This window comes from Rhodococcus cercidiphylli (genome assembly GCF_033042225.1).
In the GTDB taxonomy this organism is placed as follows: Bacteria; Actinomycetota; Actinomycetes; order Mycobacteriales; family Mycobacteriaceae; genus Rhodococcoides.
In genome coordinates this window covers 79,438-99,408 of record NZ_JAWLKE010000001.1, presented here as the reverse complement: position 1 = coordinate 99,408, position 19,971 = coordinate 79,438, and the positions used below count along the sequence as shown (strand labels likewise).

General features: G+C 65.3%; 16 protein-coding genes. 1 reads left to right on the top strand and 15 read right to left on the bottom strand.

Annotation, left to right across the window (positions count from 1 at the left end; translation table 11 throughout):
- Positions 1–11 precede the first annotated feature (11 nt).
- The 14 genes from secA to R3P95_RS00400 all read right to left on the bottom strand — a co-directional run bounded on the left by secA (position 12) and on the right by R3P95_RS00400 (position 18,734).
- Complete coding sequence (secA, locus tag R3P95_RS00465; protein WP_149405453.1) at positions 12–2,918, bottom strand: preprotein translocase subunit SecA; 2,907 nt, start codon at positions 2,916–2,918, stop codon at positions 12–14.
- Positions 2,919–3,225: 307 nt separating this feature from the next.
- Positions 3,226–3,894, bottom strand: coding sequence for a ribosome hibernation-promoting factor, HPF/YfiA family (gene hpf / locus R3P95_RS00460; RefSeq protein WP_149405452.1), 669 nt, complete (start codon positions 3,892–3,894; stop codon positions 3,226–3,228).
- A 200-nt stretch (positions 3,895–4,094) separates the two neighbouring features.
- The gene (locus R3P95_RS00455; RefSeq protein WP_317547109.1) at positions 4,095–4,562 is read right to left on the bottom strand and encodes a ComF family protein; all 468 of its coding nucleotides are present in this window, start codon (positions 4,560–4,562) and stop codon (positions 4,095–4,097) included.
- A gap of 263 nt (positions 4,563–4,825) precedes the next feature.
- Positions 4,826–6,604 (bottom strand): MtrAB system accessory lipoprotein LpqB, encoded by a 1,779-nt coding sequence (gene lpqB / locus R3P95_RS00450; RefSeq protein WP_394855365.1) that lies wholly within the window; start codon positions 6,602–6,604, stop codon positions 4,826–4,828.
- A complete protein-coding gene (mtrB, locus tag R3P95_RS00445; RefSeq protein ID WP_149405450.1) occupies positions 6,601–8,286 on the bottom strand; it encodes an MtrAB system histidine kinase MtrB in 1,686 nt (561 codons plus the stop codon). The genes lpqB and mtrB overlap by 4 nt, the downstream gene beginning before the upstream one ends.
- Entirely contained in the window at positions 8,283–8,960 is a 678-nt protein-coding gene (gene mtrA / locus R3P95_RS00440) for an MtrAB system response regulator MtrA (RefSeq protein WP_027496508.1), read from the bottom strand. The genes mtrB and mtrA overlap by 4 nt, the downstream gene beginning before the upstream one ends.
- A gap of 4 nt (positions 8,961–8,964) precedes the next feature.
- Entirely contained in the window at positions 8,965–9,630 is a 666-nt protein-coding gene (locus R3P95_RS00435) for a dTMP kinase (protein ID WP_149405449.1), read from the bottom strand.
- A gap of 11 nt (positions 9,631–9,641) precedes the next feature.
- On the bottom strand, positions 9,642–11,126 hold the full coding sequence (gene ahcY, locus R3P95_RS00430) for an adenosylhomocysteinase (protein ID WP_149405448.1): 1,485 nt from the start codon (positions 11,124–11,126) through the stop codon (positions 9,642–9,644).
- A 124-nt stretch (positions 11,127–11,250) separates the two neighbouring features.
- Positions 11,251–12,354: an alkane 1-monooxygenase gene (locus tag R3P95_RS00425; protein ID WP_149405447.1), complete on the bottom strand. Its 1,104-nt coding sequence runs from the start codon at positions 12,352–12,354 to the stop codon at positions 11,251–11,253.
- A gap of 269 nt (positions 12,355–12,623) precedes the next feature.
- Positions 12,624–14,141, bottom strand: a complete 1,518-nt coding sequence (locus R3P95_RS00420; RefSeq protein ID WP_269593509.1) for an amino acid permease — start codon at positions 14,139–14,141, stop codon at positions 12,624–12,626.
- A gap of 159 nt (positions 14,142–14,300) precedes the next feature.
- The gene (gene manA / locus R3P95_RS00415; protein ID WP_317547108.1) at positions 14,301–15,530 is read right to left on the bottom strand and encodes a mannose-6-phosphate isomerase, class I; all 1,230 of its coding nucleotides are present in this window, start codon (positions 15,528–15,530) and stop codon (positions 14,301–14,303) included.
- Complete coding sequence (locus R3P95_RS00410; RefSeq protein ID WP_068045700.1) at positions 15,530–16,672, bottom strand: tobH protein; 1,143 nt, start codon at positions 16,670–16,672, stop codon at positions 15,530–15,532. Before R3P95_RS00410 ends, manA begins: the two co-directional genes overlap by 1 nt.
- Positions 16,673–16,744: 72 nt before the next feature.
- The gene (locus tag R3P95_RS00405) at positions 16,745–18,127 is read right to left on the bottom strand and encodes a phosphomannomutase/phosphoglucomutase (RefSeq protein ID WP_269593508.1); all 1,383 of its coding nucleotides are present in this window, start codon (positions 18,125–18,127) and stop codon (positions 16,745–16,747) included.
- A 196-nt stretch (positions 18,128–18,323) separates the two neighbouring features.
- Entirely contained in the window at positions 18,324–18,734 is a 411-nt protein-coding gene (locus tag R3P95_RS00400) for a DUF3499 domain-containing protein (protein WP_176460497.1), read from the bottom strand.
- Between the two features lie 72 nt (positions 18,735–18,806).
- Here R3P95_RS00400 and R3P95_RS00395 point away from each other — a divergent pair, with 72 nt between their 5' ends.
- Positions 18,807–19,286 (top strand): metallopeptidase family protein, encoded by a 480-nt coding sequence (locus R3P95_RS00395; protein WP_094642321.1) that lies wholly within the window; start codon positions 18,807–18,809, stop codon positions 19,284–19,286.
- Positions 19,287–19,328: 42 nt separating this feature from the next.
- On the opposite strand, the gene R3P95_RS00390 is transcribed toward R3P95_RS00395, so the two are convergent.
- Positions 19,329–19,562, bottom strand: coding sequence for a WhiB family transcriptional regulator (locus R3P95_RS00390; protein WP_027496498.1), 234 nt, complete (start codon positions 19,560–19,562; stop codon positions 19,329–19,331).
- Positions 19,563–19,971 lie beyond the last annotated feature (409 nt).

The following is a 19,971-nucleotide window of genomic DNA, read 5'->3' as shown; positions in this document are numbered from 1 at the left end:
ACCGTCGTGTACTACCTCTTTCGCTTGGAGCGAGCTGCCTTCTTGGGGGCCTTGCTCTGAGTTCTCGCCGCCTCGCGACGCTCGCGGCGGGTGCCCTCGGCCGCGGACTCGCTGCCGGTCGGGGTCGGCCCGGATCGACGAACGGCAGTGCCGCCGCCCTCTGCCGGACCGGAGAAGGTCAGTCTCTGGTCTTCCTGCTCGTCGAGACCCTTCGCCCGCAGCGCCGAGGGCACCGCAGGAGCAGCAGGTGCAGGAGCGGTGGGTGCGGGAGCCGTGGGTGCAGGTGCCGTCGGTGCAGGTGCTGCGGCGGGTGTTGCTGCCGGGCGGCCGGAGCCCACCGGAGAGGACAGTCCAGGAGCCACTGCGAGACCTGCCGAGGCTGCCGGACCTGCCGGAGCCGGTGTGGCTTCGACCTGCAGGTTGAACAGGAAGCCGACCGACTCCTCCTTCAGGCCGTCGAGCATGCCCTGGAACATGTCGTAGCCCTCACGCTGGTATTCGACCAGCGGGTCGCGCTGCGCCATCGCGCGCAGGCCGATGCCTTCCTTGAGGTAGTCCATCTCGTAGAGATGCTCGCGCCACTTGCGGTCGAGAACCGACAGCAGAACTCGACGCTCGAGTTCGCGCATTCCGTTCTCGCCGGCGATACCGTCGATCTCGGCCTCGCGCTTGGCGTACGCCGATCGCGCGTCCTCGAGCAGCGCCTCACGCAATTCGTCGCGGGTCAGGTCGCCCTTCTCGCCGTCCTCGTTCTCGCCGGAGAGGACCTTGTGGTCGATTCCCACCGGGTAGAGAGTCTTCAGCGCGGTCCAGAGCTGTTCCAGATCCCAGTCCTCCACATAGCCCTCGACGGTGGCGCCGTCGACGTAGGCGGTGATCACGTCGGTGATCATGCCCTCGACCTGGCCCTCCATGTCCGCACCTTCGAGGATGCGGCGGCGCTCCTCGTAAATGACGGTGCGCTGCTGGTTCATCACCTCGTCGTACTTGAGAACGTTCTTGCGGATCTCGAAGTTCTGCTGCTCCACCTGCGTCTGAGCACTCTTGATGGCCTTGGACACCATCTTGGCTTCGATCGGGACGTCGTCGGGCAGGTTGAGCCGAGTCATGATCGATTCGAGTGCGCCGCCGTTGAATCGACGCATCAACTCGTCGCCGAGAGAGAGGTAGAAACGCGATTCGCCGGGGTCACCCTGACGACCGGAGCGGCCTCGCAACTGGTTGTCGATGCGGCGCGAATCGTGCCGTTCGGTACCGAGGACATACAGGCCACCGGCCTCGCGCACGGTATCGGCATCGGCCTTGACCTGCGCCTTGACCTCTTCCAGCGCTGGCTCCCAGGCAGCCTCGTATTCCTCGGGGGTCTCGACCGGGTCCAAGCCCTGCTTCCGGAGCTGCAGGTCGGCGAGGATGTCCGGGTTGCCGCCGAGCACGACGTCGGTACCACGACCGGCCATGTTGGTCGCCACGGTCACCGCGCCCTGCCGGCCCGCCTCGGCGATGATCGTCGCTTCCTGCTCGTGGAACTTCGCGTTCAACACGTTGTGTGCGACGCCGCGCTTGGTGAACTGCTTCGACAGGTACTCCGAGCGCTCGACGCTCGTCGTGCCGATGAGGACCGGCTGGCCCTTGCCGTGCCGCTCGACTACGTCGTCGACGACCGCGTCGAACTTGGCCTCTTCGGTCTTGTAGATCAGGTCGCCGTTGTCCACTCGGACCATCGGACGGTTCGTCGGAATCGGAATGACGCCGAGTCCGTAGATCTGATGGAGCTCGGCGGCCTCCGTCTCGGCGGTACCGGTCATGCCGGAGAGCTTGTCGTAGAGGCGGAAGTAGTTCTGCAGTGTGATCGTGGCCAGAGTCTGGTTCTCGGCCTTGATCTCCACCTTCTCCTTGGCCTCGATCGCCTGGTGCATGCCCTCGTTGTAGCGGCGTCCCACCAGGATGCGGCCGGTGAACTCGTCGACGATGATGACCTCGCCGTCGCGGACGATGTAGTCCTTGTCCTTGGTGTAGAGCTCTTTGGCCTTGATCGCGTTGTTGAGGTAGTTCACCAGTGGTGAGTTGGCGGCCTCGTACAGATTGTCGATGCCGAGCTGATCCTCGACCAGTTCGACGCCTGCCTCGTGTACACCGATGGTCCGCTTGCGGATGTCGACCTCGTAGTGGGTGTCGACCTTGAGCATCGGCGCGATGCGGGCGAACTCGCCGTACCACTTGCTCGACGCATCGGCCGGTCCCGAGATGATCAGCGGTGTACGGGCCTCGTCGATGAGGATGGAGTCGACCTCGTCGACGACCGCGAAGTTGTGTCCGCGCTGCACGAGGTCGTCGAGCGAGTGCGTCATGTTGTCGCGCAGGTAGTCGAAACCGAACTCGTTGTTGGTGCCGTAGGTGATGTCCGCGGCGTACGCGGCGCGGCGTTCCACCGGGGTCATGCCGGAGAGGATCACGTCGACCGAGAGACCGAGGAAGCGGTGCACGCGGCCCATCCACTCCGAGTCGCGCTTGGCGAGGTAGTCGTTGACCGTCACCACGTGCACACCCTCGCCGGAGATGGCATTGAGGTAAGCCGGGAGAACACACGTCAGTGTCTTGCCCTCACCGGTCTTCATCTCGGCGATGTTGCCGAAGTGCAGAGCGGCACCGCCCATGACCTGTACGTCGAAGTGCCGCTGCGACAGCACTCTCCAGGACGCCTCACGGGCCACGGCGAAGGCCTCGGGCAGGAGCTGATCCAGGGTCTCGCCGGCGGAGTACCGCTCCTTGAACTCCGCGGTCTTGCCGCGCAGTTCGTCGTCGGAGAGGCTCTCGACGTCCGGAGACAGGGTCGAGACGTGGTCGGCGATGCTCTTGAGCCGCTTGACCATGCGACCTTCACCGACACGGAGCAGCTTGGAAAACGACAGCGACGGCACGGGCTTTCTCGTCCTCGATCCTCGGTTCACGGGTACTGGTACGAACAACACTGCATACTGCACGAGCTCACGGGTTCGTCACCACGACATCTGCGCGGCGGGTAACCCGAACGCGTCCATGGTAGGCGGTGTCGCTGTGAACCCGGCAGCCCGACTATCGGTCGTCGGAGATCGCCGGTCGGCCATTCGGACAACACCGACACAGCACTGCAGGCTCGACGTGGGGATCGAGTCTCCGGCGTCGAGCCTGCAGCGGTGAAAAGATTTCACGGACGGCGAACGTGTCGAACCGTCCCGATCGGTCCGGTCAGGTGAGTCTGATCAAGCCGTAATCGAAGGCGTGCCGTCGGTACACGACCGAGGGGCGATCGGTTGCGCTGTCGTGGAACAGGAAGAAATCGTGGCCCACGAGTTCCATTTCGTACAGTGCGTCGTCGACGCTCATCGGTGCGGCCGAGTGGGTCTTCGTCCGCACGATGTGCCCCGGGCCGCTCTGGTCGTCCTCGAAGGAGTCGAGTTTCGTCTCGGGGTCGAGTGCCAGCGTGTCGTCCTCGGCGAGTTCGGCAGTGGCCTCGGCGACGGACACGGGCCGCTTCTCGCCGTAGTGAACTTTGCGACGGTCCTTGGTGCGCCGGAGTCTGCTCTCGAGTTTCGACGTCACCGCTTCGAGTGCGGCATAGAAACTGTCGGCGCACGCTTCGGCTCGAACGACCGGACCCTTGCCCTTCGCGGTGATCTCCACGCGTTGACATGCCTTGGCCTGGCGGCGATTTCGTTCGTGCTGCAGTTCGACGTCGAACAGGTAGATGGAGGGATCGAAGCGCTCGAGGCGAGCCAGTTTCTCGGAGACGTATATCCGGAAATGATCCGGTATCTCGACGTTGCGGCCCTTGACCACGACGTCCGCATTGCTCTTGGCGGGTTCTTCAGAGGGCTTCTCGTCGAAGAAAACCGAGGCTTGTGAAGGGGTCGTCACGCGTACCTCCCGATATCGGCCACGCCCACTGTTGGACGTGGCAAGTGTTCATGCCGAATGGGGAACCTTCCGGCATCAAAGTCCGGGGCATCACCTCACATCTGGTCCAGTCGGTGCGTGTCCGCGACGTTAGTCGGTCATCGACTCGTGTGCCACCGTTCACCCCGAATTGGTTGTCGGCGTGTCCTTCCACTCCGCCGTCACGCACTCGCCACCACCAGCGCTCCGGCCACCGGCACTCCGAAATCGGTTAGCACTCTTGCCGATTCGGCCAACGTGGCACCGGTGGTGACGACGTCGTCGATCAGCAGAACGGTGAAGTCCGCCGAAGGCGTCGCACGTGCGTCGGCGCGCGAACGAGCCACCCCGACGGCCTCGACCCGCCCTGCCACGTTGTGCTGCCGCTGGCCCGCCGACAGTCCCACCGAATCACGTACTCCACCGGTCATGCGGAGCAACTCGGGAACGAGCACACGCTCCGGTGCCAACTGTTCGGCAGCGACTCGAGCGCATCGCAGAACGGGATCGCCCCCACGAGCCCGCGCCGCACGAGCCCGAGAGGGTGCGCAGATCAGAATCAGCGAACTCAGCTCCGGTGGATCGATCTCACCCGCGTCGCGTAGATGTCCGACGGCCTCGGCGAGCGCTCGCCCGAAAGGCCGGGCCACCGACCGCCGACCTCGCTCTTTTAGTGCGATCACACCACTGCGGCGCGGCCCGCTGTACGTACCCAAGGACCAGCAGGGCACACCGGGATCGACTCGTGGCCGAACGGCGACGGGCGGAACGAACAGGGCCAGAGAACACCCTCCGCACCAGTGCTCCCCCGGCACACCGCACCCGGCGCACTCGAGGGGCAGAACCAGATCGAGGAGCGTCCGCATGGATGCGGAGTCTGCCCCGGCCCACCGACAGACATCTGCGACCGACGTCAGCCGGGCAGAATCGGCACAGCTTTCACTCCGGCCAGACCGGTGACCTCACGCCAGTACCGGTCGCCGACCGGATCGGAATTGTTGAGAGCGAACACGGCCCGTGCATCGGCCACGTACTCCGTTTCCGGCGAGGCATCGACCGCCAACACCGGAGTGGTCAGGTTGCGTGACGGCAACGGATCCATCCGGGATCCGTCGACGCTCACCTGGACCACCGGTGTGTCGGTGGCGACCCGCGCGATCACGATGGTGTCGCCGGTACTCCAGTCCAAACTCGTGGCGTCGCTACCGAGTCCGATGGCCACGGCCCTCGGCTCGGTGAGGGAGTACACACCAGAGGGCTCGCGCACCACCGTCGCCACGTACACGACGCCGTCGACGATGAGCGCCGCTCGCACTCCGTCTCGGGCCAGTCGCAGTTCGGTGATCCGGTTGCCGAGTGTCGTGACGGCAGTGGCCTCGACGGGTATCACCGACACCTGGCCGGTGGAAGGATCGCGGGCGGCCCGGATGACGTTGGTGCCGTCGATCACCGCCCAGGCCGCGTTGTCGTCGGCTCCCCAGGTGGGCCGGGTCATCGATTGCCCCTCGGCCACGGGAAACGCGCCGCCGTCGTAGCTGCCGACCATGAGCGTGCTCGACGGCGCAGGGGCGGGCCGTCCGGTGTCCGCGACTCCTGCCACGAGCGTGCCGTCGTTGGACAGGGCCACCGAGCGCAGATTGCGGGCCTGCCCGAAGTACCCGGGAGCGGGAGTGGTCTCCGCCTCGTCGACGCGAAGCAATTGGCCGGACGCGAGTGCGTGCAGTCCGACACCGTCGCCGGTACTGCCCAGCGGATCGAAGGAGTCGACACCTGCGGTCGTCCACCCGTCGGGCTTGGTCGTGTCGATCGGTTGACCGTCGGCGAGCAGCACGTAGGGTCCGGCGACCTCGGCCGAGGCGAGGGTCCAGATCACCTGCGCAGCAAGCAGTTCGCGGTCGCGATCACCCTTGTTCTGCAGGCCGCCGAAGTCGATCCTGATTCCACCGAGTCCCACCCCCACCTGTGAGGTCTGGCCATCGGCCTTGGTGATGGGTCCGCGGATACTCACGTCGTCGGACAGTTCGTTGCTCACCGCGGCCGACAGCGCGGACTTGGGGCCGTCGATGAGCAGCTGCACGAGTTGGTTGGCGAGCTGGTCCTGCGATCCGCTGGTCCACCGCACATCTGGCACGAGTACGCCACCGAGCGGGTCGACGAAGTAGAGCGATCGCTGCTGGTAGGTGTTCAGAAAAGCGGACCGATCGATGACGACACCGGGCGGCAGTTTCGAGATCCGCCACTGACCGTCCACCCGTGCCATCTCGATCGCGGCGTCGAAGGTGTCCGATCCTGCCTGGTACTCGCCGCCCGAGGCCAGCATCCCGGCCGTCGCCGAGCGGATCGTGAACTGCGCGGTGTCTGCGGTTCGTGGACCGGACAGGGTGTCGATCCGATCCGCCACGACCGTCCGTGCGCCGTCGTCCCAGGTTCCCGACGCCTCCTCGGTGAGAAACTGCCGGGCGGCCTGGTGTCTGTTGGCAGAGACGGCGCTGGCCTCGAAGAAGTCGTCCAGCAGGCGGTCGGGCTCGCGTCCCGGCTCGGGGGCCGGGGCGCTGGTGGGCACGGCACCTGCGGTCAGGGTGCCGATGGCCTGGGGGCTGGACGACTCTGGAAGGCTGGCGCATCCGCTCACGAGGGCGACAACGAGCGCGCACATCGCCAGCACTCGGGTGCGACGGCACGAGAAGATCACGTCGCGGGCTCCGACGTGGCTGTCTTGGCTGCGGTGATCGCGGGAATCGGTTGTCCTTGTGCGAACTTCTTGGTGCTGGGTTTGAGGGGCAGTGGGGATCCGATCACCTTGTGCCCGCGCACGAGCGGCAGAGTGAGTCGGAAGCATGCGCCTTCGCCCAGTGCTCCCCACGCCTCGAGCTTACCGTCGTGCAAGCGGGCGTCCTCGACGCTGATCGCCAGCCCCAGGCCGGTGCCTCCGGATCGTCGAACGCGGGAGGGATCCGAGCGCCAGAACCGGTTGAACACCAGCTTCTCTTCGCCTGGTCGCAGACCGACTCCCTGATCACGCACGACGAATGCTGCCGCGTCGGCATCCGAGCGCAGCCGCAGCAGGACCGGCTTGCCTTCGCCGTGGTCGAGTGCGTTGGCCAGCAGATTGCGCAGAATCCGTTCCACCCGTCGGGGGTCGACCTCGGCGATGACTGCCGTCTCGGGCATGTCGACGATCACTTCGGTGCCGGTCTCGCGCGCCAGGTGCCGCACGGTCGATACTGCCGCCCGGGCGCACATCCGCAGGTCGAGCTGTTCGGCGGCCAGCTCGGCCACGCCCGCGTCGTGGCGGCTGATCTCGAGCAGGTCACCGAGCAGGGTTTCGAACCGGTCGAGCTCGTTGACCAGCAGCTCCGAGGATCGCTTGAGTGCAGGCTCCAGGTCGTCGCTGGCGTCGTGGATGAGGTCTGCAGCCATCCGGACGGTGGTCAGCGGGGTGCGCAGTTCGTGGCTGACGTCGGAGGTGAATCGGCGCTGGAGGTTGCCGAATTCCTCGAGCTGGGTGATCTGTTTCGAGAGACTCTCGGCCATCTCGTTGAACGACATCGCGAGTCTGGCCATGTCGTCCTCGCCGCGGACCGGCATGCGCTCCTTGAGCCTGCCGTCGGCGAACCGCACCGCGATCCTCGACGCCGAACGAATGGGCAGAACCACCTGACGTGCGACGAGCATCGCAATCGCCGCGAGCAGCACCAGCAGCACCACTGCGCCGATGAACAACGTGCCGCGTACGAGCGAGAGCGTGCGATCCTCGCTGGCCAACGGAAAGATGAGATAGAGCTGCAGGGCCGAGATGTCGGATCCGGTGGGCGATCCCATGATCAGCGCCGAGCCGGAGTACCCGCCGTCGCTGTCGGTCACCGTCGCGTACTGCGAACTGATCAGGCCCTTCTTGACGAAGTCGCGCAGGCTGTTCGGGATCTGATCGACCGGGCCCACCGAGGCCTCCGCGCGGGTGGCGTCGCCTTCCACGATCAGGACCGGATCGAACGATCCCGCCGACCCGGTGGTCGACGCGGCGTCCAGGTCCTGATTGGTCAGCGCCGCCCTGGCTCGTTCGAGGCGCGTTGCGAGCCCGCTCGAATCGTCGGCCCCGGCGAGGTTGCCCTCGACGGTGGTCCGCGAACGGTCGAGTTCCTCGGTGGCGGCGGACAGCTTCGCTTCGAGTAGTCGGTCGGTGATCTGAGAGGTCAACACCACCCCGAGGATGAGGATGACCACCAGGGACAGCGTCAGCGTCGACACGACGACGCGCAGCTGCAGTGATCGACGCCAGGCATGGCCCAGCGACGTACTCAGCGAACGAAACCAACGCAGTACGGGAGAGAACTTGCCGTTGATTCGCCGCCGAGAATGGGAAAGACGGATCACGGCGGTCCGGCCTTGTAGCCGACCCCCCTCACGGTCAACACCACCTCGGGGTTCTCCGGATCCTTCTCGACCTTGGCGCGCAGACGCTGCACGTGCACGTTGACCAGCCGGGTGTCGGCCGCGTGGCGGTAGCCCCAGACCTGTTCGAGCAACACCTCTCGGGTGAACACCTGACGTGGCTTGCGCGCCAGTGCGACCAGCAGATCGAATTCGAGCGGGGTGAGGGAGACGAGTTCGTCGCCGCGACTGACCTTGTGGGCGGGCACGTCGATGACGATGTCCGCGATGGACAGCAGTTCGGCGGGTTCGTCCTCGGTCCTGCGCAAGCGCGCACGAACACGAGCGACCAGTTCCTTCGGCTTGAAGGGCTTCATGATGTAGTCGTCCGCACCGGACTCGAGACCCAGTACGACATCGACGGTGTCGGTCTTGGCCGTCAGCATGACGATCGGCACGCCCGAGTCGGCACGCAGGACGCGGCAGACGTCGATGCCGTTCATGCCGGGAAGCATCAGATCCAGCAGCACCAGATCCGGCCGGTTCTCGCGCACGGCCGCCAGTGCTTGGGTACCGTCGCCGACCACGAAAGGCTCGAATCCCTCACCGCGCAACACGATGGTAAGCATCTCCGCCAGAGCCGAATCGTCGTCCACAACCAGAATCCGAGGCTTCATGGTCCTATGGTGTCACTTTCCGAACGCCTGATGGCTGATTGAACATGTCGGCGGCGAGTCGATCGGGATCGACGTCGGCGGTGACGACTCGCCACGGTGACACCCAGTGCGAGGCCGCGAGCCTGCCGTACGCAGCCGAGGTTCGGCTCTGCAGTGAGCCGTCCCTCTCGTAGGCGTCCCGGGTTCGAGCGACGTCCGCACTCTCACGGGCCGCCGCACGCTCGGCGGCGAGCGCCACCGGGACGTCGAGGAGAATCTGGACATCGGGAACGGGCACTGCGAATCGATCGAATTCGAGCGACCTGATCCATTCGACGGCCTCACCGTCCACGGACTGCTCCAGCCGAGCCGCGGTGTAGGCGGCATTGGATGCCACGTACCGATCGAGGAGAACGATGTCGTTGTCCGAGAGCAACTTTCGGATCTCGTCGCCCGCGTCCCGGCGATCGAGCGCGAACATCAGAGCCATCGCGTGCACGCTGCCCGCGGTGTCACCGTGCTCGCCGTGCAACGCCTCGGCCGCCAGATCGGCGTGCACCGACCGGCCGTACCGGGGAAACCCGATGCGCTCGACCGACAGGCCCTCACGTTGCCACGCCGAAACGAGCCGACGGGCGAGCGTGTTCTTGCCCGCTCCGTCGACTCCTTCGATGACGAACAGTTTTCCCACTGACGGTGCGGTCAGTAGCGGTAGTGCTCGGGCTTGTACGGGCCCTCGACGTCGACGCCGATGTACTCGGCCTGCTCCTTGGTGAGCTTGGTGATCGAGCCACCGAGCGCTTCGACGTGGATGCGCGCGACCTTCTCGTCCAAGTGCTTGGGCAGGCGGTAGACCTCGTTGTCGTACTCGTCCGGCTTGGTCCACAGTTCGATCTGAGCGATGACCTGGTTGGAGAAGCTGTTGCTCATGACGAACGACGGGTGGCCCGTGGCGTTGCCGAGATTGAGCAGACGGCCCTCGGACAGCACGATGATCGAGTGCCCGTCCTTGAACTGGTACTCGTCGACCTGCGGCTTGATGTTGATCCGCGTGACATCGGGGGCCTTCTCCAGACCGGCCATGTCGATCTCGTTGTCGAAGTGGCCGATGTTGCCCAGGATGGCCTGGTGCTTCATCTTGCGCATGTGCTCGAACGTGATGATCGACAGGTTGCCCGTCGAGGTGATCACGATGTCGGCCTGCTCGATGAACTCCTCGACCGTGCGCACGTCGAAGCCGTCCATGAGCGCCTGCAGGGCGTTGATCGGGTCGGCCTCGGTGACGGTCACACGTGCACCCTGGCCCTTGAGCGCCTCGGCGCAGCCCTTGCCCACGTCGCCGTAGCCACAGACCAGAACGGCCTTGCCACCGATGAGGACGTCGGTGCCGCGGTTGATGCCGTCGATCAGCGAGTGGCGGGTGCCGTACTTGTTGTCGAACTTGCTCTTGGTGACGGAGTCGTTGACGTTGATGGCGGGGAACGTGAGCTCACCTGCAGCTGCGAACTGGTACAGCCGCAGCACGCCGGTGGTGGTCTCCTCGGTGACGCCCTGCACGGACGCGGCAACCTCGGTCCACTTGGACTTCGATGCCTCGAGCGAACGACGCAGCAGGCCGAGGAACACCTTGTACTCGTCCGAATCGTGATCGTCGTCGGTCGGCGGAACCACGCCTGCCTTCTCGAACTGCGCGCCGCGCAGTACCAGCATCGTGGCGTCGCCGCCGTCGTCGAGAATCATGTTGGCGGGCTGATCGGGCCAGGTGAGCATCTGCTCCGCCGCCCACCAGTACTCTTCGAGGCTCTCGCCCTTCCACGCGAACACCGGGACGCCCTTGGGCTCCTCGACGGTGCCGTACGGGCCGACGACGACGGCCGCTGCTGCATGATCCTGGGTGGAGAAGATGTTGCACGACGCCCACCGCACCTCGGCTCCGAGCGCAACCAACGTCTCGATCAGCACCGCGGTCTGCACGGTCATGTGCAGCGATCCCGAAACTCGCGCTCCCTTGAGCGGCTGTACGTCGGCGTATTCGCGACGCAGCGCGATCAGACCGGGCATCTCGTGCTCGGCGAGCCGAATTTCCTTGCGGCCGAATTCCGCGAGGGACAGGTCCGCGACCTTGAAGTCGATTCCACCGCGGTGTTCCACGGTGAGTGCCGATCCTGACGTAACTGAGGTCGTCATCTTGCCTCTCCTGTTGACTGAGTGTCTGCCGTCCAGGCTATCGGGTCCGCACGCTTCGGGCTCCGACTGCCCGGAAGTGCAGAGGTGGAGCCTGTCGCCTGCGACCGATTGTCGAGAACCCGCGCTATCCGTTTCGTCCGGCTCGCGCCAGGATTCGAGCCCGTTTGCGGGGCAGAATGTTCGCTCGGGTGATATCTCCCTGGTAGTGCGCCAGTACCCGCGGATCCATGACCCGACGCCACAGCGGCGGAATTGCGGCGAGCATCACCATCGAGGCGTAGCCGGCAGGGAGCTGCGGAGCCTCGTCGCAGGAGAGCAGGGTCTGGTAGCGCTTGCCCGGATTGGCGTGGTGGTCACTGTGTCGCTGCAAGTGGTACAGAAATATGTTGGTGCAGATCCTGTCGCTGTTCCAGCTGTGGCGGGGCGAGCACCGAACGTATCTGCCGCGATCGTTGGTTTCCCGGAGCAGGGCGTAGTGCTCCACGTAGTTCACCATCTCGAGCAGCACGAATCCGACGACGGCCTGCAACAGCAGGTACGGCGCGATGGACCAGCCGAACACGATCAACAGCGCGCCGAACAGCACCAGACTGAGCAGCCACGTGTGCAGCAGGGCATTGGTCGGGCTTGCGACCGAGCGGCCTTTGCGCCGAAGTCGCTGCGACTCGAGCTTCCATGCGGAGCCGAGGCCCAGAATCGTGCTGCGCGGTACGAAGCTCCACACGCTCTCGCCCAGTCGTGCGCTCGCGGGGTCGTCGGGCGTCGCCACTCGAACGTGGTGTCCGCGATTGTGTTCGACGAAGAAGTGCCCGTACAGCGTCTGAGACAGGGCGATCTTGGCCAGCCACCGCTCGTGCTGCTCGATGCGGTGGCCCAGTTCGTGGGCCGCGTTGATGCCGGTACCTGCCACCAGACCGACTGTGACCGCGAGGCCGATCTTGTCCACCACGCTCAGATCGCCGTACGCCCACATCCAGCAGGCGACGAAGAGCCCGACGAACTGAACGGGCAGGAAGAGGTACGTACACCACCGGTAGTACCGGTCGTTCTGCAGCTTTTCACTGGCCGAAGCATCCGGATTGTGCCCGTCCTCGCCTGCGATCACGTCGATCACCGGAATGATCACGAAGAACACCAGCACGCCGCTCCACCAGAACAGCGGCATGCCCGTCCAGTAGACCAACTGCGACGGCAGCAATGCCGACGCCGGGGCCAGCAGCCCCAGCATCCATAGATATCGTTTGTTGTCCTGCCAGCGAACCGACCGCTCACTGGCCTTCGAATCCCGCCCCCCGAAAGCGACACCCGAACCCTCCAACGAAGGAATTCGGCCGTCCACACTCACTGTTGCAACACCCTCTCATCGAACTTTTTGAGTCCTCCAAGTCTGTTTTCGAGGGTATAACATTCCAGCGGTTTGATGTGACGCTATCTAAATTGAGCGGAAAGTTCCTGGTCGGAACGCGAGTCGGTGCATCCGCGTCGCCGATGCCGGGGTCAGTTCCCCGACCTGTCGGTACGAGCCTTCTCGGCTTCCCGCAGTCCCATCACCGAGTGCCGCCTGCTGTACACGACGTAGATGACGACACCGGCAGCCATCCAGACCAGGAAGCGCAGCCATGTTTCGACCGACAGGTTCAGCATCAACCACAGGCACGCGAGGACCGCGAGGATCGGCACCAGGGGAACCCAGGGAACGCGGAAACCACGCTCGAGGTCGGGTCGAGTTCGGCGTAGTACCAGAACCCCGGCAGAGACCAGCACGAACGCGAACAGCGTGCCGATGTTCACCATCTCCTCCAGCGTGCCGAGCGGAACGAAAGCGGCGAGCAGGCCGACGATGACACCGACCAGAATCGTCGTTCGGACCGGCGTGCCCTTCTTTCCGGTGTGTGCCAATGCACGCGGCACCAGTCCGTCTCGCGACATCGCGAACAGCACCCGGGTCTGCCCGAGCATCAACACCATCACCACGGTCGTCAGACCGGCGAGTGCGCCGAACGAGATGATGTTCTTGGCCCAAGTCAGTCCGTTGAGCTCGAATGCGGTCGCCAGCGTGGAACTGTCACCGGCCAGATCCGTGTACTTGACCATCCCGGTCAGAACCAGAGTGACGGCCACGTACAGCACGGTGACGATCGCGAGCGACCCGAGGATTCCGCGGGGAAGTGCCTTCTGCGGTTCCTTGGTCTCTTCGGCGGTCGTCGCCACCACGTCGAATCCGATGAAGGCGAAGAACACCAGGGACGCCGCGGCCAGCAGTCCGTACCAACCAAATGTGCTGCCTCCCGCGCCGGTGACGTACGAGAGCAGAGATTGATGCAGTCCCTCGCCCGTGGATCCCGGTTCCGACGGCGGAATGTAGGGGTCGTAGTTGGCGACCTTGATGTAGAAGGCTCCGAGTACGACGACGAACAGCACGACGATCACCTTGATCGCGGTGATGACCAGCGACACCCGCGAGGACAACTTGGTGCCCGATGCGATGAGCACCGTCAGGACCACCACGATCAGCAGTGCACCCCAATCGAAGTTCAGTGAACCGATCTCGAGCACCGGAGCGGCCGTACCGAGCAGATCGCCCAGATAGAGCGACCACGCCTTCGCCACCACCGCGGCTGCGAGGCCGAACTCGAGGATGAGATCCCATCCGATGATCCAGGCGATGAACTCACCGAACGCCGCGTACGAGAACGTGTACGCGCTTCCGGCCACGGGCACCGTCGACGCGAACTCCGCGTAACACAGCGCCGCGAGGCCGCAGGCGATGGCCGCGAGCACGAAGGCCAACGACACTGCCGGTCCCGCAACGTTTCCGGCGGTCCGCGCGGTCAGGGTGAAGATGCCGGCACCGACGGCGACGGCAACACCGAACACGGTCAGATCCCAGGATCCGAGTTCTTTCCGGAGCTTGGTGTCCGGTTCGTCGGTGTCCTGGATCGACTGCTCGATCGATTTGGTCCGGAACCAACCCGTCGTGCGTGGGGTCTTCGCGGGCCGGTCTGCTCTGGTCATCGGGTCTCCGTATCGCCACTTCACATCTGTCGACGGATCACCGAACTCATCCGTCACTTCGATTCACTGTGGCATCAGACTATAGCCTCCGGGCGGACCGTTCGCACAATTACGCAGTCCGAAACCGCAAGCGGCGCAACGATGACCGAATTGCCCGATCTACACGCGTCCGACGGAGGCCACGAACACCTCGGCCTCGCCCGACTCGGCGGTCACGGTGACGGATTCGTCTGCAGCGGGTATCCAGGCGGAGCTGCCCTGCGGCACCGTCAGCCCGAACTGGGTGCCCTTCGTGGCGGCCACGACGGTGCCACTCGTACACAGCAGGATTCTCGGGCCGGAGCCGGGCACGGCGACCGTCTCCCCCGCCGCCACCGCAGTCCGGCTCAGCGCGAATTCGGGTGCAGGCGTGGAATACATGTAGGTCGGTCGATCGTCGGCACCCGGGGTGATGGGCGAAAGATCGGCCGGCTCGAAATCCAACACGCGCAGCAGTTCCGGGACATCGACATGCTTGGGTGTCAGTCCGCCGCGCAGCACGTTGTCGGAGTTCGCCATGATCTCCACACCCGTCCCGCGCAGATACGCGTGCAGGTTTCCGGCGTCGAGGTACAGGCCCTGGCCAGGAGTCAATGTCACCCGATTGAGCAGCAGCGCCGCGAGCACTCCGGCGTCACCGGGATACGACTCCCCGAGCTCGAGCAGAGTTCTGGCCTCGGCGGCGAATCGTCCACCGTCCGAGCGTGCAGGACCGGAAAGATAGTCGATGCACCCCTGGGCGACCGCAGGCAGGATGTCGTCCAATGCCTGCCCGGGCAACGTGATCCACGAGGTGAACACCGTGCGCAGCCCGGAAGCATCGGGCTGAGCGGCCAGCAGGGTTCGATACCCGCCCAAGGCGGGGACGGCCAACGCGTCGAGCAGTTCGACGGTGTCGGTGGGCCGCCGGAAACCCGCCAACGCCTCGAACTCCGTGAGTGCGACGATCAGTTCGGGCTTGTGGTTCGGATCCCGGTAGTTCCGTACCGGTGAATCGATGGGGACACCCGCGGCGTTCTCGCGAGCGAAGCCTTCACGGGCCTGAGCGCTGCTGGGATGCGCCTGCAGAGACAACGGCTCTTCTGCGGCAAGCAGTTTCAGCAGATACGGCAGGCGTGACTCGAAATGTTGCGCGGAGCCGCCCAGGTGAGTGCCCGGATCTCCGTCGATCAGCGTGAGCAGTGGCGTACTGCCGCCCTCGTGCACCACGTGCGCGGAGTCGGCCGGATGAGCTCCGAGCCAGATCTCGGCCTCGGGATGATCGGACGGCACCGGTCGGCCTTGAATTCGAGCCAGTGCTGTTCGCGAACCCCATGCGTAGGACCGAACCGCGCCTCGCAAGAGCTGCACTAGCTACCGCCCATCAACAGCAGATACGCGGCAGTGGTGTCCAACCGCGTCGCCAACACGGACATCGTGTCGAGCACCGAGAGTCTATCCGGATCCGGTGCCGGTGCGGGGTTGTCGAATTCGGATCTCGCGCGGTCGCCGCCGAACAGCGCTTCACTCGAATCGGCGAGCAACAACTCCGATTCCGGAACACCGGCAATTCGTCGTTCGGTCATCGCCCGATCGGCGTCCGAGGCCACCACGACGACGCGCATCGGCAGCGCCGGTGGCGGCCCGTCGAGCTGCTCGTCGTGAAAGAACGAGTCGAATGTCTGTGGTGTGCGCGACGATTCGACAACCGACGCCCGGATGGACGCGGCAATGACGTCGCCCAACTCCCCCGCACCGACGACGACACCCGCCACCCGCAGCAGCACCTCGCTGCCGTGCCGAGCCACCTCGACTGCGGCGGGACTGGCCCCGGTCAGCACCACCCGCCGACCGTTCAACCCACTGGCGAGGGCCTTGGCCGGATTGTGGAACATCTCGTTGGACGGGCTGTTTCGTACCGCTTCCGCGTCGAGCAGGTCCGCAAGTCGAGACAAATTGGGCAGCAACGTCTTCCATGATCCGCCGGCAACCGCCCCGAGTACGGCCACGAAGGCCGCGAGGTAGCGCATCAGAGCATTGTGGTCACGGACTGCGATTCGCGGCGGAAGCCACATGACTCTGGCTCCCCGGACGGCGCGCAACGGCCCCTCCTCCGGGGCGACCACGACGACTTCGGCCCCACGCCGGGCTGCCGCGTCCACCGACTCGGCCAGTCGCGGATCCCCGGCGTCGTCGCCCGCCACCACCACCACGTCGAGAGGGCCGATCCACGGCGGGGTTCCGGTGCTTCGGACCAGGGGCACCCCCAGGCGATCACCGAGCGCGGCGACGAGCAGTGACGCCGCCCGGCTGCTCCGCCCGTCGCCGGTCACGATCACCACGCTTCGGGGACGCAGATCGGCCAACCGCTCCAGGACCGACTCGTCGACCGCGGTCGCGACGGCGCGCACCTGCGCGCCCGCCAGCGCTGCGCTGCGCAAGGAGCCCTCACGATCGGCTGCGATGAGAGCATCCGAATCGTCGAGATCGACCAGAGACGACACTGCCGTCATGGCTGCGACACCTCCCCTTACGTCACCCTGCGCGAAACCGCTGTATACCCACTCATGAACCCTCGGTAACCACTATTCCAGTCCGGCGCGAACGATGCTCAATATCTCTGTCGAAAGCGCATCGACGTCCGCTCCGGTGCGTGCTTCGACGTTCAGCCGGAGCAGCGGTTCGGTGTTCGAGGCTCGGAGGTTGAACCAGGCACCGTCGGCCAGATCGACCGTCACCCCATCGAGTCGGTCGATGCCGGCAGTCCGATCGGCGAATGCCGCCAGGACCGCCTCGGTGCGTTCGGCGGCGTCGTCGACGGTCGAGTTGATCTCGCCCGATGCACTGTAGGTCTCGTAGCTGGCCATCATTTCCGACAGCGGACGGTCCTGTGCTCCGAGTGCGGCGAGAACGTGCAGCGCGGCGAGCATGCCGGAGTCTGCACCCCAGAAGTCACGGAAGTAGTAGTGCGCGGAGTGCTCACCGCCGAAGATCGCCCCGGTGTCGGCCATCTGCTGCTTGATGAAGGAGTGCCCCACTCGGGTACGAACCGGTGTGCCACCGAGCTCGGTGACCAATTCCGGAACCGCGCGTGAGGTGATCAGATTGTGGATGACCACCGCGCCCGGTTCCTTGGCCAGTTCCCGCTCGGCCACCAGGCAGGTGACTGCGGACGGCGAGACCGGGTCGCCCTTCTCGTCGACGACGAAGCACCGATCCGCGTCGCCGTCGAAGGCGAGTCCGATGTCGGCACCGGTCTCGACGACGAAACGCTGCAGATCCACCAGGTTCGCCGGATCGAGCGGATTGGCCTCGTGATTGGGAAAGCTGCCGTCGAGCTCGAAGAACAGCGGCTCGATCGTCACCGGCAACGGCCCGAACACCGCGGGCACCGTGTGACCGCCCATTCCGTTTCCGGCGTCGACGGCGATCTTCATGGATCCGATTCCCGACAGATCGACCAGGTCTCGGACGAACTGCGCGTATTCGTCGAGCACATCTCGCGATGTCGCTGTTCCGGACGGCCCGTCGAACTCCGGTACCCCGTCCACCAATTCGGCTTTGACCGTGGCCAGGCCGGTGTCCTGGCCCACCGGCTTGGCACCGGCGCGGCAGAGCTTGATCCCGTTGTACTTCGCCGGATTGTGACTGGCGGTGAACATCGCTCCCGGGCAATCGAGCATGCCGGAGGCGAAGTAGAGCTGGTCCGTCGACGCCAGCCCGATGTGCACCACGTCGAGGCCCTGAGCGGTGACGCCGTCGGCGAACGCCCGTGACAGTGCGGGCGAGGAATCACGCATGTCGTGGCCGATGACGACCGAGCGCGCGGCCCCTACCTCGTCGCGAACCAGTCGCGCGAACGATGCACCGACGTCACGCACGAACGCCTCGTCGATCTGTTCACCTACGACGCCACGGACGTCGTATGCCTTGATGACGGCGTTGACGGACTCTGCGGTTCGGGCCACGAAGATTCTCCTGGTGATCGTTCTTGACGACGCCGCACATCGGCGTCGGAAATCGAGCGTCGGTAGCGGTGCGATCCACACCGAGTATCGGCATACCGCAGCTGTCCGTTTCGGTCCTGCTCGTCGAACCTTGCCAGACGGCAGACGGACCGGCCAGTCGGACCGGCGCACACCACACTCGGTGTGCTCGGGCTGCTCAGGACGTGGGGTCGGGAAGAACTCGAAGGTGCCCGCGCCTGCCCGTTCGGACGGCCGGAGCGGATCGGCGTTCGGTGTCGGACGGCCGTGAGCTCGAGCGGTCGGAGCTCTCGCGGTCCTCGGACCGGACGCGATCGCCGCGGCCGGCCTCGCGGACGGCCTCGGCCAGAGCCGTCAGGTCGTCCTCGTCGGGGCTCGACGTAGAGTAGCCGCCTTCGTAACGCACCAGTTCCCAGCCCTTGGGAGCGGTGGTGGTCGACGCATGTACCTCGCACAGATCCCAGGAATGCGGTTCGTCGACTGTGGCCAGCGGCCCGACGACCGCGGTGGAATCGGAGTAGACGTATGTGAGCGTCGCAACGGCAGAACGGTTGCAACCAGGCCTGCAGCAGCCACGCAGTGATCTCACGAGTGCAGAGTATCCGGTGGGTGCAACCGACCGAACGACCGACACACCGGACGAGCGCGATAACCTCCCCCTATGCCTCGATTCTCATCCGCGCGCAGGATCACCTCTCGGTCCGTGGCCCGGCACGGACGCGGCGTCCGCGGACCGGTTCTGCCCGAGGACATCCCGGCCAGGCGCTCACGAGCGGAGAAGTTCGACCGGCTGGTGCTCGAAGCGTTCGCGCGGATCGATCATCGATGGCACGAGAAGCTCTCGAAGCTCGACATCGCCGTGGACGAGGTACCCAAGATCAGGGCGTTGGACCCGGAATCGGTGACGTGGCCACCCGAGGTGGTGGCGGAGGGTCCGGTACCGCTCTCGCGACTGGTACCAGCAGGCATCGACAAGCGCGGAGAGACGACACGCGCCAGGGTGGTGCTGTTCCGGCGGCCGCTCGAGCGGCGGGCGAAGCACCCGGAGGACTTGGAAGATCTGTTGTTCGAGGTTCTGGTGGAGCAAGTGGCCACGTACCTCGGCATCGACCCCGACGAGGTCGACCCGGCCGGGGTGTGAACGATCCGTGCGGTTCCGATCACCGAGACCGAACGAAACCGCTCAGCCGATTCCGCGCTTGAGCCTGCGACGCTCGCGCTCGGACAGCCCGCCCCAGATACCGAATCGCTCGTCGTTGGCGAGCGCGTACTCGAGGCACTCGTCCTTGACCTCACAGCCGAGGCAGATGCGCTTCGCCTCGCGGGTGGAGCCACCCTTCTCCGGGAAGAAGGCCTCGGGATCGGTCTGCGCACACAGAGCGCGCTCCTGCCACTGATCCTCGATCTCCTCGAACATCTCGTCGAAACCCGCGACGAGACTGAGGAACGGCTTGGCCGGGGGAACCGACTCGGCAACGAAGGGCATCGAGTCGACGTCGGAATCGGAATCGAGTTCTGTGTCGGAATCCGAGTCCAGTTCGGCGTCGACGACATCGACGTCGTTGTCGGACTCGTCCGTTCGGCCGACGTACGCAGAACCCGCGTCGATCGAGACGCTCGAATCTGCGCCGATGCCGGACTCGGTTTGCGGCGCGTCGTCGACAGCGCTGAGATGTGCAGTGGGTCCGCCCCGCTGATCACGTGTCACGTGCTGGTCATACATCGCTTCCGCCTCCTCACCTGTGGTAGCGCAGATACTTTCGGTCCTCGTGTTCTCGAATACCTTGCCCCGCGCCGGTATTCGATCGAGCTGGTCCAACGTGCCG